General features: G+C 43.9%; 12 protein-coding genes and 1 riboswitch. Of the genes, 5 read left to right on the top strand and 7 right to left on the bottom strand.

Features of this window, described 5'->3' with window-relative positions:
- Window positions 1-15: 15 nt before the first annotated feature.
- The 5 genes from AAGC78_RS04995 to AAGC78_RS04975 all read right to left on the bottom strand — a co-directional run bounded on the left by AAGC78_RS04995 (window position 16) and on the right by AAGC78_RS04975 (window position 5,638).
- On the bottom strand, window positions 16-657 hold the full coding sequence (locus AAGC78_RS04995; protein WP_435782945.1) for a tetratricopeptide repeat protein: 642 nt from the start codon (window positions 655-657) through the stop codon (window positions 16-18).
- A 25-nt stretch (window positions 658-682) separates the two neighbouring features.
- Window positions 683-1,522 (bottom strand): SDR family oxidoreductase, encoded by an 840-nt coding sequence (locus AAGC78_RS04990; protein ID WP_435782944.1) that lies wholly within the window; start codon window positions 1,520-1,522, stop codon window positions 683-685.
- A gap of 10 nt (window positions 1,523-1,532) precedes the next feature.
- Window positions 1,533-3,752 carry an AMP-binding protein gene (locus tag AAGC78_RS04985; RefSeq protein WP_435782943.1) on the bottom strand — a complete coding sequence of 740 codons (2,220 nt, stop codon included), beginning with the start codon at window positions 3,750-3,752 and terminating at the stop codon, window positions 1,533-1,535.
- A complete protein-coding gene (locus AAGC78_RS04980; RefSeq protein WP_435782942.1) occupies window positions 3,745-4,497 on the bottom strand; it encodes a thermostable hemolysin in 753 nt (250 codons plus the stop codon). Before AAGC78_RS04980 ends, AAGC78_RS04985 begins: the two co-directional genes overlap by 8 nt.
- 559 nt (window positions 4,498-5,056) lie before the next feature.
- A complete protein-coding gene (locus AAGC78_RS04975; protein ID WP_435782941.1) occupies window positions 5,057-5,638 on the bottom strand; it encodes a TMEM165/GDT1 family protein in 582 nt (193 codons plus the stop codon).
- Window positions 5,639-5,643: 5 nt separating this feature from the next.
- Window positions 5,644-5,824, bottom strand: a riboswitch (yybP-ykoY riboswitch).
- 179 nt (window positions 5,825-6,003) lie between these two features.
- Here AAGC78_RS04975 and AAGC78_RS04970 point away from each other — a divergent pair.
- Together AAGC78_RS04970 and AAGC78_RS04965 are read left to right on the top strand one after the other, a co-directional pair.
- Complete coding sequence (locus tag AAGC78_RS04970; RefSeq protein ID WP_435782940.1) at window positions 6,004-6,270, top strand: PepSY domain-containing protein; 267 nt, start codon at window positions 6,004-6,006, stop codon at window positions 6,268-6,270.
- On the top strand, window positions 6,270-6,803 hold the full coding sequence (locus tag AAGC78_RS04965; protein WP_435782939.1) for a cytochrome b/b6 domain-containing protein: 534 nt from the start codon (window positions 6,270-6,272) through the stop codon (window positions 6,801-6,803). Before AAGC78_RS04970 ends, AAGC78_RS04965 begins: the two co-directional genes overlap by 1 nt.
- A 214-nt stretch (window positions 6,804-7,017) precedes the next feature.
- Here AAGC78_RS04965 and AAGC78_RS04960 read toward each other — a convergent pair whose 3' ends face one another.
- Entirely contained in the window at window positions 7,018-7,422 is a 405-nt protein-coding gene (locus AAGC78_RS04960; protein ID WP_435782938.1) for a VOC family protein, read from the bottom strand.
- A 383-nt stretch (window positions 7,423-7,805) separates the two neighbouring features.
- Window positions 7,806-8,717: an AraC family transcriptional regulator gene (locus AAGC78_RS04955; RefSeq protein WP_435782937.1), complete on the bottom strand. Its 912-nt coding sequence runs from the start codon at window positions 8,715-8,717 to the stop codon at window positions 7,806-7,808.
- A 204-nt stretch (window positions 8,718-8,921) separates the two neighbouring features.
- Here AAGC78_RS04955 and AAGC78_RS04950 point away from each other — a divergent pair, with 204 nt between their 5' ends.
- The 3 genes from AAGC78_RS04950 (at window position 8,922) to AAGC78_RS04940 (ending at window position 13,294) form a co-directional block, all read left to right on the top strand.
- A complete protein-coding gene (locus tag AAGC78_RS04950; RefSeq protein WP_435782936.1) occupies window positions 8,922-9,848 on the top strand; it encodes a family 16 glycosylhydrolase in 927 nt (308 codons plus the stop codon).
- 171 nt (window positions 9,849-10,019) lie between these two features.
- A complete protein-coding gene (locus AAGC78_RS04945) occupies window positions 10,020-12,410 on the top strand; it encodes a GH36-type glycosyl hydrolase domain-containing protein (protein WP_435782935.1) in 2,391 nt (796 codons plus the stop codon).
- A 59-nt stretch (window positions 12,411-12,469) separates the two neighbouring features.
- On the top strand, window positions 12,470-13,294 hold the full coding sequence (locus AAGC78_RS04940; RefSeq protein ID WP_435782934.1) for a sugar phosphate isomerase/epimerase family protein: 825 nt from the start codon (window positions 12,470-12,472) through the stop codon (window positions 13,292-13,294).
- Window positions 13,295-13,404 lie beyond the last annotated feature (110 nt).

Genomic DNA, 13,404 nt, shown 5'->3' with positions numbered 1-13,404 from the left:
AATGAAACCGTTTAATTATAAATGCTTTTTTGCCTCAGCTAATGCTTTTTCAACTTCCAGTTTGCGGCCAGTATCCGCTGACCCACGACCAGGTCGTGCTGGCGCTTGCAATGCTTTTTCAAAGGCGACAACAGCTTTTTGATACTGTTTCTGATCCAGCAAATAATCACCGTACCAGTAATTTGAATCAATTCCATCAGGATTATAGCTAAGGCCTTTCAGTAACATTTCTCCTGCTTTTTTATCATCGCCAAACCCAACCGGCCAACCAGGCACTTGATAATACAATGAGCCAAGACTCGTATATGCAGATCCGGCAAGTGCATCCGGAGCAATTGAGATGGATTTTTCAAACAGCTTTTTTGCTTGCTTAACTTGCTCTAAAGCACCAAGTCCACCTTTCGCACCAGCATAAGTGGATCGAACAATCCCCTCCCAGATTAGATAGTCAGGATTGTTGGGGTTGGCATTGCGTAAATTTTCTGCCTCACCCACCAAAGACTCAAAGGCTTTTTCCTGTTCTGCTTGTGGAAGTTGGTATTTGATCTCTGCCCAACGAGTCTGCAACTTTTGAATGCCAGAAAAATCAGCAGCACGCAGGCTTAGACTCAAGCAACTGCAAGCGATAAAACTTAATGCAATCACGACACTTTTCATAATTTCACCTATTGTTCTTGTTGCGCTAGACGGGGTTGATGGTTACGTGCTTGGTGTTAACGTCACGTTCTTTGCGTACAAAACTACGAATTAAAGGCAATTTTCCACGCAAGGCCTTATCGATTAAACGAGGGAACACAGCATTGATACGTAAAAATAACCGCTCAGGCCACCCCAGATTCACGTCATGGATATTTCTCATCGAGAGCAGATTCTCTACAGCCAAGGCAACATCTTCAGGTTCATCAACATTGTTACCCAACGCATCGTTCAGCTCCACGACCGCATCACTGTTCAAACGCGTATTAGTTGCACGCGGTGCAATATGAGCCACCTGCATTTTTGAGTCTGCCAATTCACGACGCAACGCTTCTGCAAAACCACGCAGTGCAAATTTGCTCGCGCAATATGCAGCAAAACCGGGAAAACCTAGTGCCCCAAAACTTGAACCAACAATTAGTATGCGGCCTTGATCCTTATTAAGGAATGGCAGCACTTGTTGCGTCAGTAAAATCGTTGCAGTGACATTAGTGTTAATCATCTTTTCGATATCCGCAGGCTGGTTATCTTCTAGAAAACCAAACAAGCTGACACCTGCACAGTTAATAAGGACATCAATAGGGTTTTCTAGAGCAATTAATGCTGTACGAATAGTTTCCCTGCCAGCATGGGTTGCGATATCCGCTTGCAGCGTAAAGCCATTGTTTCTTGCAAGGCGTAATTCCCGCGCCATGTATTTTAAATTTTTATCGGAGCGCCCAACTAAAATGAGCCTGCTACCACACTCTGTCAGTTGCCTTGCGATAGCTTCACCAATGCCACCCGTTGCACCGGTAAGCAATATTGTCTTGCCTTTAAGGTCCATGGTTTTCTCCTCAAGCTACTTTAACAATAACACTTGAAGTCACTGGAGCATCCGTTGCAACCCGCTCGATAGAACGGAAAATATTTCCATAAAGCCTGAAAAACATTTTTGCCGCATGAAGGATATCTTCCTGATCCTTTTCGTCCGTTAAACTATTCATTAATTTGGCAAAGAACACTATGTGCTCCTGATCCAGACTTCCATGGGAGCGTAAATATGAAAAAGCTTTATTTGGCAAGCCCAAATGCGCTTGAATAATGTCTGCTGCGGGTGAGGCCAAATTAATACTTGTGCCCTCCAAAACAAATACCATCCCAAAGAATGCCATTGGGTTGTTGCGCATGACAGTATCGTAGGCGTAAGACACCATTAGCTCCGTTGCCATGTTTGGACGCCCATAACGAATAGTTTCTTTCTCTTCGCCACAGGCAGCGAGATCGTTCAAAATCCATTCCTGATGACCAAGCTCCTCCTCAATATACTCAGCGATTGCTTCGCGATAACTTTCTTTTTCAGCTGGCAATCGGCTACCAACCGCCATTAACAACGGCACCGTATGTTTTACATGATGGTAGGCTTGTGTCAGGAACTCAATGTATTCAGCCAGGCTAAACTGCCCTTGGGCCATGCAGCGCTGAATGATCGGCGAACTGAGTAAATACATGCGATCCTGTTGCGTTTCTTGCTCTAAACGGTCGAAGAATGTCATAGTCAATTCCTGCGGCTTGGCTGGATGAGTGGATACAATATCGGAGTAAATGGACTCAATCTCGCTCCGGTAATGAGTGAAAATTTCAACGCGACGCAAACGTCCATTGTCGGTTAACAAGTGGTTGGATGGGGTAAATGGCTCTCTGGAAAAAATAATTTTTTTAACCTGAGCATAATCAGGTAATTTTTGATTAACACGCTCGATATCCTCTTCAATTTGATCGGCAGTAATTTGAGAGGACGATGGAACAACAATGGCACTGCAAAATGGCTGTGCATCGCCGATAACCATACACTGCGCGATACTGCGACACAGTGCCAATTCGGATTCAATCCATTCAGGTGAAATGTTGCGACCAAAGCTGCTGATCAAAAGATTTTTTTTGCGGCCTGTTATAAACAGAAAACCTTCCTCATCTATATAACCAAGGTCACCAGTCGCAAGCCAATCCTCAGTTTCATGAGGAGGCTGCCCTAGATAACCAGAGAAAGTATTGCCTCTAACGTTAATCTCACCATTTTCAATTTTTACTTGAACGTGGTTCAAAGGACGACCAACGCTACCAATCTTATTGGCGAGTGGGGAATTTAAACTGACGACCGATGCGCACTCCGAAAGTCCGTAACCTTCATGTACCGGAATACCCAATGCACACGCCTGGTCGAGTAATTGAGCAGAGGTGCGTGCACCACCTACTGCGATAAATTTTAATGATGGCGGAAGTGTAAACCCCTGTACGGTAGCACCGACGAATCCCATCAATATCTGCGGTAATACAATCAAGCTGCTCGGTTGATACTGATGCAATCGACGCAGTAACGTCGGCATAGACAACTCAGAGCTGCCCAGCAAACCAATACTTACCCCACTCAGCACAATGATTGATTTACCCATCAAAAGGGGTACATAAACACCCGCAATATTCTCCAGCAAGGTGCTGAGGGGAAGAAGTGTAAAGTGACAATTAAGTTCTGAATAAGCCGTTGGAGATTCATAGATTCGCGCCGTCAGCGCATTCGTAACGTTTTGAATCGCGCCGCTTGTTAAGCACACACCTTTAGGTGCACCGGTAGTGCCTGATGTGTAGGTTACTTTGCAGATATTATTAATTGCGAGATAAGTTCCCATTCCTTTCAGATGATCGCAATGGATGTTTTGCACGCATGTAGAGACTCTGTTAGTAACAGGTGCAATTGAGTCCGCATCTCCCACGACTAATATGCAGGACAACTGTGAGTGCTCAATGACATGGTGAAGTTGTACTGCTGAAAAAAATCGAGGCAATGGAACTAACGTAATATTTGCTTTCCAAGCAGCAAGATCCGCGATGATCCACTCGATAGAGTTTTCACCCCAAAGACCTGCACGACCAATGTTCGATTCAGCTAACCAGTCGGCCAGATTAGCTACCTGCGCCACCAGTTCTGCGAAACTTATTTGCACATCGTCGCTAATGAGCGCGATCTGCTTCGGATTTTTTTGGGTATATGATTCCAATGCTTCAAAAAAATTATTCATGATCAGTCTCCTGCGCAGTAATTACATTCGCTGCCCGGAACTCATCGCAAAGGTTTTCAATAGCGCTGCTTATCGTAGCTACGGTGGCGCGATACATAGGGTTTTTGCGCGCAGCATCCATAGCCGGGCGGTTGTCTCCAAACATCACTTGGGGCTGATTAGAGTAATAACTGCCCCAACTTGCACCGCCGTCAGGCAGGACAGCAGGATTCGCATCCGCCAGAACAATCGGGGAATAGCGTAAACGGGCAAGTAATGCTTTCACCTCACGGGTACCAGTAAACATCACGTAGTGGTAACCCAACCGTCTCATAACCTCACCGATTACGATAAACAACAGTAGGCTACTGCCCTTCCAGGTAGAAACCAGGTTGCCAATCTCCACGACTTGATCGCGAGGAATATTAATACCCAGTTTTTGGCTGATAACTTGTTCCACGGGCATATCCAGGTATTGTTCTGCGAACAACTGCCCAGTACTAGCAGGGGCTAAACCGACAGCCGCTGAATATTCGCCTCTGCAACGCATGCTGATGATATTTGGTAAAAAATGCTGCACTTCAGCGTGATGTACCTTGGCGAAACGATCATGAATGTAGGTTTCTACCGAGCTGCGCTCAAGCGAGCTTGGAGCATGTAAACTAAATCGCGGGATACCGATTTGAGGCAGGCCAGGCATATGCCATTTACCTGCCGCACCGGGATTGGAGATGATTTCTGAATATGCTGTTGTTAGACCTTTCATTACTGCACCCTCGGGATTGGGAGTTCTTAGGGTGCAGAATAGAAATACAAACTTAAGGGGTGCTTAAGGTTTTTTTAAGAACAATACTTCTGATGATAGAGCTAATATCATTTTATTTAGCAACCCCCCTTTAGCCTCATATTGAGTCATAACAATAATAGAGAGAACCGCACGGAGAAAAACAAGAATTAGGTGTTCATGAAGAACTTGTGCATACCATTGTTGAAGCGAATCAGACCTAGCAGGGAAATTAGGAATAATCGCTCCACTCATCAAATTGATCAGTAAATAAATTATTGAAGGATTAAGTAAGAACAATCATTCGGCCAATATCGGACGCTAGCGTTCCCATAAGCAAGGTAGTAATGCGCTCCATATTTTGGACGATATTGCTAACACTATAGATAATGAGATGATTAGTCATACGCAAAAAAGCGAGTTAACTTTCTGCGTATGACTAATGGTTTGAATAGATAAATACATGAACCCTGTTCGACCAGCAGCGTGTGGTTTTGTATTACAAACCACTCACCACCAAACTTACATAACACGTAAGTTGTTAGATTTCACCTTTCATCGATACTAACGTAATTACCGCCAAAGCCATAAACAAAACGAAGGCAGATTTACGAGCAACATTAAGTGGAAGCCTATCCATAATCCATTTACCCGCAAATATTACAGGCACATTTGCCAATAGCATTCCAAATGTTGTCCCCGCAATCACTGACAGTGTCATCCATAAAGTTTCGTTATATTTGGCCGCCAAAACCACCGTAGCGATTTGAGTCTTATCACCAATCTCTGCAAGAAAAAACAGAATCAGAGTTGCGAGAAATGGGCCGTACTCTGCAAAACGCCCCATGCTGTCATCTTCTTTATCAGGAACCAGAATCCATATTGCAATAGCAACAAAACTTGCACTGATGATCCATGGAATCCAATGAGTAGGAATTGTGTCAGCGAGCCACGATCCAAGCCAAGCGGATAAAGCATGATTGAATATGGTGGCAGCAAACACACCAAAGCTGATCATGAAAGGACGAGAGTATCGAGCAGCGAGAAACAGAGCGAGAAGCTGAGTTTTATCGCCAATTTCAGCGATAGCAACTGCGAGAGTGGAATTAACAAAAGCTTCCATAAATAAATCCAGACGGGAAATAAAAACATGAGGCATCTCAACTGTCCCGTCTCGGTCAGTTGGATACCTCAGGTCTCATCAATCCCACCCGACTTATCAGGCTGGACGCTTGTACCATGCATCAAATGCAAGTCTGTTGACACAAGCGCTGATTAATTCAGCAGATTACTCCCCTGAGAGAGTTTGTGTATTGTACGTCTCAATAATTAAAAAGCAATGCGAAAAAAATGAACTTTTACATTTAAAGATGGTAAACAGGAAGGTTTTACATCTGTAAAAAAATCGTCCGCTAAAATATGGAGCGCACCCCATAAATAGCAACAATTCGCAAATAAAATTAATTTTAATTCATTAGGAGATCTTTTATGCGTGTACTTTTTTTCACAACACTGACCTTATTAAGCACAGCTGTATTCGCGGGCCCACAATGTACTGATATTGATAAATCAAAATGGCTTGATCAAGCTAAATTCCAGGAAGACCTGAAAGCAAAAGGTTACGAAATAAAAGTCTTTAAAGTGACCGATGGTAACTGCTATGAGATTTATGGGTGGGATAAAGATAAGAAAAAAGTGGAGATATATTTTGACCCAGTGACAGGAAAAACTGTTAAAGAGGAAATTGAAGAGTAATGGTGCCTCAAACTGAAAAGCTCTGGGACCCGTTAATCAGGTTATTTCATTGGTCCATAGCAACAATATTTGTTGCAAATTATTTCATTAATGAACCAGGCGAAAGCTGGCATCAATGGTTGGGCTATATTGGAGTTGCATGGTTACTAATACGTTTTCTCTGGGGGTTTTTCGGCAAAGGCGCTGCGCGCTGGTCGGATTTCTTTCCGACTCGCGCCAGCCTTGCGTCTCACATCAGTGCATTAGCGAAACGTAAACCATACCACCGCATGGGACACTCTCCACTGGGAGCGGTGGTTATGATTTCAATGATGTTATGCATACTGCTACTGGGTATCACCGGATACATGATGGAGGAAGTTGATTACTTTTGGGGAGAAGACTGGGTTGGTAATCTGCACGAATGGATTGCTAATACATTAATAGCGCTCGTTATGTTGCACATATTGGCGGCTTTATTTGAAAGTTTCAGACTAAAAGAAAACCTTCCTTTGTCGATGATTACAGGGAAGAGACGAAAACTCAAAGAGTAATATGTAGCCCCAACCAATAAGAAAGGGCTTATTGGTTGGGAGCTTACAACATTAGAAAATATTGCCATCAGCCTCAACCGAAATTAATGAGCTTGGTTATTTGTCAATATAATTCATTCAGAGCCAGTAACAATAACATTCCTTTAGGTTTCTCGACGATAAGCGGGGCTTTACCTGCAACTACATGTTGCAGTGCGCTAGCTGGAGCGCTTTATTATGTGCCACAATTAAACTTCCAAGGGATACCGAAACGGTCTACAACGATTGCGTAACAAGGCGAAAAAAATGTTTTTTGAGGTGGTAAAATTACTTCACCGCCAACAGAAAACTGCTCAAACAAGGATTTAACCCTACTTTCATTTTTCACGCCCAACAATATATTAAAACCTTTCGGCTTTTGATACTGCTCTGGGTTAACGTCACCACCTGCCAATTCAGCTCCTTCAATTAGGATATTTGCATGAACAATTTTGTGTTGCCACTCCTTAGAGACGCTTGCCGCGACAGGAGAATCCTTAAATTCCAGCATTGTTCCAATAGTTCCATTTAAATGCTCTGCATAAAACTCAAAAGCTTCTTTGCATTGACCATTAAAACCAATGTGAAACGAAAGACTCATACATATTTTCCTTTGTAATTTTAGAGTTTGCTTTTTTCTCTTTCGGTTTAGCCGAAGCTTTTTTGCATCAACTATATAAACCTCGGGTCGTTATTCTAACTAATTTTGCATAATGCCGTATAACTCCAAAAGTAGATGAATCTGCAATAGATTTCGCTCTTGTTAAATCAAGGACTTAAATATCAAACGGAATTAAGTATGGAGTTTACAGCCCAAGCAACTTCAATTACTTGCCGCCTTTCATTTAACTGACCGTCCGCTTTGGGCACGCAGCAGTCATAGCATGCAACTGAATTTGACGTCAATTACCATAGGTTACGCCGACCCAAGAGGATTGCTCCCACCCGTTATTGGTGAATCAAAAGCTACCAAAAAAATAATCCTTACTGCGCTTGATATAAGGGATGCACAATAGTATCAAGTGCGGTGCCCCGCCCAACCACTTCCTTTTTATAAGCACTCGGCGTTACTCCTTTTATTTGACGAAACTGGCGATTGAAGTGAGAGATATTATTAAAGCCACTATCGTAAGCAATTTCTGAAACACTTTTCTTTCCATCTAACAATAATCGGCAGGCATAACCTATACGCGTTTCATTGAGAAACTCAAAAAATGTTTTTTGTGTGCGCTTATAAAAATAACGACAGAAAGCTGAATCACTCATATTTACCAAATTTGCTACGCACTCAAGGCTAATTTTTTCTTTGAAGTTACGCATTACAAAATCAAAAACAGTGTTTAGACGTACTGAATCGCTAGCATTCTCACCAATCATTCCGGCGCTGGCGAGCACTTGATAATCATGACTTTTGGCTATCTCGTCTAACACTTCCAGCAGCAAAATGATACGTTGTATTCCGTTCGCTAGAATTATTTTTTTTAGCTTTTCTGCAACACTTACGCGCGTCCCACCAGTGATTTGTAAACCAAGAGATGACTTATCTAAAATCTCGCGGACTACATTCATCTCAGGAATATTGAAAAATCCCTCACCTAATGATTGAGTTGAAAAATGAACGACAATGGATTCAGCCAACAATCCTGAGTCCGGCTCAAAATATTCAGGATTATTATGGTAAGTGTGAGGCAGGTTGGGTCCCAATAAACACAAGTCCCCCACATCAAAATCAGAAATATGATCGCCAATAATTTTCTTGCCCCGGCTTTTGGTGACTAACACCAATTCATATTCAGGATGAAAGTGCCAAGGGGTTTGGTAATAAGGAACGATAAATTCGTACACTTTGAAGGAGTGTTCCGCTGTGTGGGGTAACTTGGCGAGGACAGCTTTCATATATCACCGGAAGAGTGTTGGGGTTAAAAACTCCATATCCCTATAAGAGCACATTTAAACAATTCTATTCCTATATTGATCCCGAGGTAAGCATTACACCAACCAAGAGGTCAAAATAGTATCAGCAATAGCAGAGATAATCGTATTAGCGCTCTCCTTGCTTTCTCTAAGCTGGAATCTGATTTAACCCACGCACGAGAGACAATGATGAATAAAAATAACATCCTGCTTGTAACCCTGTTATCTACCAGCCTATACGCCTGCGGCGGCGGAGCATCGGCCACCAAAAGTACCTCGGCATCAAGTTCTTATCCTGGCTCTTCAGCACCAGCAGCGGCGTCAAGTGTGGCGCCGTCCAGCACTGCATTAGCCAGTGCCGCAGTATCGAGTTCAGCTGCGACCAGTAGTGAGTCGCCCGAGCGCTTTTCTTTGGTTTTCAGGGATGACTTCAACCATTTTGATTCCAATCGCTGGCAACTTATGACGCACTCATGGGGCGGTAATCTTGCATTATTTTCAGCCGATACAGTTTCTGTTGCCGATGGCATGATGAAAATTAAATTACTCGACGCACCGCCTGGCACCAGCTCCGGCGGTGAGTCAAAGCCTTATTTGGGGGCGGAAGTTCGATCAATCGATACGATTAATTACGGGCGGGTGAGTGCGCGTGCGAAGCTGGCAAAAGGTTCTGCTGTGGTATCCGCATTAGTCACCATTTATACGCCCTGGCCTGCGGATAGCTGGAATGAATTTGATATTGAAAGCCTCGGTAAAAACACCCACGAAATTCAATTTAATTCGATGGTATATACCGGCCCCAAATTAACGCCACCAGTAACCGCTTCAGTAACACCGACACAATATCCGCTTATGCAAGAATTGGGATTCGACTCTAGCGCAGACTTCCATGTTTACACGATTGAATGGACTCCAACCGAGGCGAAATTCTTAATCGATGATGTGGTTTATCACCGTTGGGTAGATCGCATGGATTTGGTCGGGCTACCGCAAAATATTCTCATGACCATATGGGCTTCTAATATCACTACCTGGGCTGGGCCGGTAACTGCCGATACCGTAAAAGGAGAGGCAATTTACGATTGGATTGAGGTATGGAGATATAACAATTAATACTCCAAAAAAAAGAAAAATCATGCCTTATCTTATATTGATGTTTTCTTAACAAAATTTTAGTCATCAAATCAAAATAGTATCAGTATTGGTGGAGATAAGCGTATTGGTCACTCTCTGCCTTTCTCTAAGCTGAACCTATGAACAATAAAAAGCTATTGGAGAGAAGAAATGTACAAGTTGAGTTGGTCGCGCCGGGGCTTTCTAAAAAGCAGCGCGCTCATTGGTGGTTATGTCGCCACTACATCAGTAATCAGTCAGGCTGGAGAGCTTATGGCAAGTAGTCCGAACGCAAAAATAAAAAAGTCACCTATTGGCCATTGGGATACCGATAAATCCGGTTTGCCTCAATTTCGTTACAGCGCACAACCGCTCACGCGCCGTACAGTAAGCGATTACAAAAAACCTGCCGAATTATTAGAAGATGATCCCTATTTTTTACTGGGCAATTATCGTTTGACCAGTTTTGTGCACAGCTCCGGTGTAGTGCGCTTGTTAAGTGGTGAGCGCGCCTGGGCAAAGCTGAATGAGGGGCAGGATCAACGCCCGGATAATACGGCCTCATTACAAGTGGGAAATGAGGCACCTATCCAGTTGATCGGACCAAATGGTCGCGCACGTGACCCGGTGCAATGTACACGCGAGTTTGGTATTGGTTACGCAAACTTTAATTATCCATTCAAGGAATTGCGTTGCCGTCGCACGCTGAGTGTTGCACCTTCAAGCGCATTACACACGGGCATTTCTGCTTATTTGGTGGAAATTGAATTAACCAATAACACCCAAAATACACAGCAAGTCACTTACGAAGAAACCCTGCTTGCCCGCTATGCATCAAGCCTTGATCGTGGAATTTCCGAAGCTGATTGGCCGGTACAATATTTGCCCTCAATTACCCACTCAGCAGCAAACGGACATGTCGCTTGCCATTTTAAAGCGCAACCAAAAGATCCAAGCAGGCAAACAGCTGACGCCTTTGCCGCCCGTAACGATTTATCGCCCCCCGGAGTATTTATACAAGCACCTGCGACACTGAATGCGGGACACAAAAGCGAAGTTTATGCTCTCGATACCAATGACTCAGGTAAGCGTCTTGGTGTACGTATTGCCGCTAGCATTGAGGCAGGTAAAAGTATCAAGGCCTATTTCGTGATAGGCACTGCCAGTCACGGACAAGTTACCGATATCACTCCTCTTATTGCAGCAGTTAATACGAATAAAGGAAAAGCGATTTCGCCATTTTTGGCGGACTGGAAAAAACGCTTGCCAGATTTTGCCCACGAAAAAAATGCTATACGTCGCGGCGAGATGCAATGGAACGCCTATGTGCTGGAGGCTATGGCTGTGCACTCCGAGTTCTATCATGAAACGTTTATCCCGCAAGGCATGACCTACGACTACACCATGGGATTAACCGCCGCACCGCGCGATCATCTCCAACACAGCCTGCCACTGTGTTATACCAATCCAGATCTAGCGAAATCGACGATCCGCTTTGTATTAAAGAAGATGACCTATCAAGGTGAAATTAAATATACCGACATAGGTTATGGGCGTACATCCAACAGCGCTTGGAATACATCAGATCAGCAGCTCTATTTATTTATGGCCGTTGCCGAATATTTACGTGTATCCGGTGATAGCCAATTTTTGGAAGAGCAAACAGAATTCCTGCCAATGGAAGCGAAGTACGGTGCAACCACGCTGGAAAAGCTGCGTCGTGCGCTAGCCTATTTGCGTGATGAAATTAGTGTTGGCCCGCACGGTTTAATTCGCTTGATGAATTCTGACTGGAATGACATGGTCTTTATGGATACACCGATCATGAAGCATTTCTGGACTGCCGAATCCCATATGAATAGTGCAATGGGTTTATGCGTTATCCCAGCACTAGTCACACAACTGGAAAAAAACCACAGCAAACTCAGCGGCGACAACCAACAATTGTGTAAGGATTTAATTACCGGTTTGCAGATGTTTGAGCGATCTAATCGCGCAGCGTTTTACAAAGATCTTCAGGATCGTAGTTTTTCACGTCGTCTGTACTTATCCGGCGGAGAATCGCTTGGCGATAAGGATATGCACATAGAGCCTCAAATATTCCTAATGCAGGACAAGAAATTTCCCGCAGCGAAAAAGAAAGTATTGTGGAGTGAAATACAAAAGCGTCTGTTGGACAAAGAGTTACTTGAGCCACGCCAACGTGAAATAGGTATTCCAGGGGCACAATACATTCCCGGTACAGGTGAAAACGGCGGTTCTTGGCATGCATTGACTGGCCCACTGGTCATCGGTCTGGCTAGCGTCGATAAAAAAGCAGCCAATGCGTTACTGGAACGTATGACGTTCGACCATTTTGCCAAATGTTACCCCGATTATTGGGTTGGGCAATGGACATCACCGGATACGATTAACACTTTTGAATCGGGTGATATCGCCGGTTTACCGCGCAATGGCGATAACGGCCACTGGTTTAACTTTGCCTCTTACTGCGCACATGCGCACGCATGGCCACTCTACGCTTACTTGCGCCTACAACAGGATGACATCACTGCTTCCTGATGATCGTAACATTGCGCAAGGACCGCGCCCAATTACTCACCTCCAAAGAGTTATAACGAATGTCTGCACAATCTGTTCTTGAGTTTTATTGCACCCGTTGGGGGAGCGAACATATTCCGTGGGAGGCATTCGCGCAGTCTGTCAAAGATAGTGGCTATCATGGAATTGAATATGGAATAGCTGCAAATACGACGCAGTCTGAACTGGACAAAGTCTGGAATCTCGCCAGCCAGCACCAATTAAAAATAATTCCGCACCACTACGATACAGTCACACGCAATTTTTCCCAACACCAGGAAGAGTTTTCACGCTGGTTTGAAATGGTATCGCCTTACCCGGCAGAAAAAATTAATGCACAAACTGGACGGGATTGTTTTAGCTGGGAAGAAAACAAAATACTTTTTCAAGTTGCCTGTTCCCACCAGGAAAATAGCGCGGTGCAGGTTATTCATGAAACCCATCGGCAACGTTGCTTGTTTGCCGCTCATGCTGCGCGTACAGCACTGGAAAGAATACCCGAGCTAAAAATCACATTGGATATTTCCCATTGGATTTGTGTCGCAGAAAATTTTTTGCAGGATCAAACCGATGCTGTCGATATAGCCATTCGACGAACAGAACATGTTCATGCACGAATAGGTCAGCCACAGGGACCACAAGTAAATGATCCACGCGCACCGGAGTGGACAGATGCGGTCAATACTCACGTGAATTGGTGGAAAGCTATCGCAAAACGATTTGCGCAGACAGGGAAAATCCTGACAATAACACCTGAATTCGGGCCCGCACCTTATATGCCTTGCGCCCCATTTACAAACAGCCCCTACGCCAATCAATGGGATATCAACTTACATATGATGGCTCTCTTAAGAGAGAGATTATAAAAATGATATCACCGGGTTACAGAAAAAATGCACATCAAAATAGTATTAGTCTCAGATTATCGCGTGTTAGATGATTCAAAATCGCCTGCATAAAATAACAAACACAATCA

This window comes from Cellvibrio sp. (assembly GCF_039207905.1).
Classification (GTDB): domain Bacteria; phylum Pseudomonadota; class Gammaproteobacteria; order Pseudomonadales; family Cellvibrionaceae; genus Cellvibrio.
Note: the sequence above shows the minus strand (reverse complement) of the source record. Positions and strands in the feature narration are given on the sequence as shown.

Excerpts from the sequence above, each read along its gene's own strand:
- AAGC78_RS04995 (WP_435782945.1), bottom strand. The coding sequence starts at position 657 with ATGAAAAGTGTCGTGATTGCATTAAGTTTTATCGCTTGCAGTTGCTTG.
- AAGC78_RS04990 (WP_435782944.1), bottom strand. The coding sequence starts at position 1,522 with ATGGACCTTAAAGGCAAGACAATATTGCTTACCGGTGCAACGGGTGGC.
- AAGC78_RS04985 (WP_435782943.1), bottom strand. The coding sequence starts at position 3,752 with ATGAATAATTTTTTTGAAGCATTGGAATCATATACCCAAAAAAATCCG.
- AAGC78_RS04980 (WP_435782942.1), bottom strand. The coding sequence starts at position 4,497 with ATGAAAGGTCTAACAACAGCATATTCAGAAATCATCTCCAATCCCGGT.
- AAGC78_RS04975 (WP_435782941.1), bottom strand. The coding sequence starts at position 5,638 with ATGGAAGCTTTTGTTAATTCCACTCTCGCAGTTGCTATCGCTGAAATT.
- AAGC78_RS04970 (WP_435782940.1), top strand. The coding sequence starts at position 6,004 with ATGCGTGTACTTTTTTTCACAACACTGACCTTATTAAGCACAGCTGTA.
- AAGC78_RS04965 (WP_435782939.1), top strand. The coding sequence starts at position 6,270 with ATGGTGCCTCAAACTGAAAAGCTCTGGGACCCGTTAATCAGGTTATTT.
- AAGC78_RS04960 (WP_435782938.1), bottom strand. The coding sequence starts at position 7,422 with ATGAGTCTTTCGTTTCACATTGGTTTTAATGGTCAATGCAAAGAAGCT.
- AAGC78_RS04955 (WP_435782937.1), bottom strand. The coding sequence starts at position 8,717 with ATGAAAGCTGTCCTCGCCAAGTTACCCCACACAGCGGAACACTCCTTC.
- AAGC78_RS04950 (WP_435782936.1), top strand. The coding sequence starts at position 8,922 with ATGATGAATAAAAATAACATCCTGCTTGTAACCCTGTTATCTACCAGC.
- AAGC78_RS04945 (WP_435782935.1), top strand. The coding sequence starts at position 10,020 with ATGTACAAGTTGAGTTGGTCGCGCCGGGGCTTTCTAAAAAGCAGCGCG.
- AAGC78_RS04940 (WP_435782934.1), top strand. The coding sequence starts at position 12,470 with ATGTCTGCACAATCTGTTCTTGAGTTTTATTGCACCCGTTGGGGGAGC.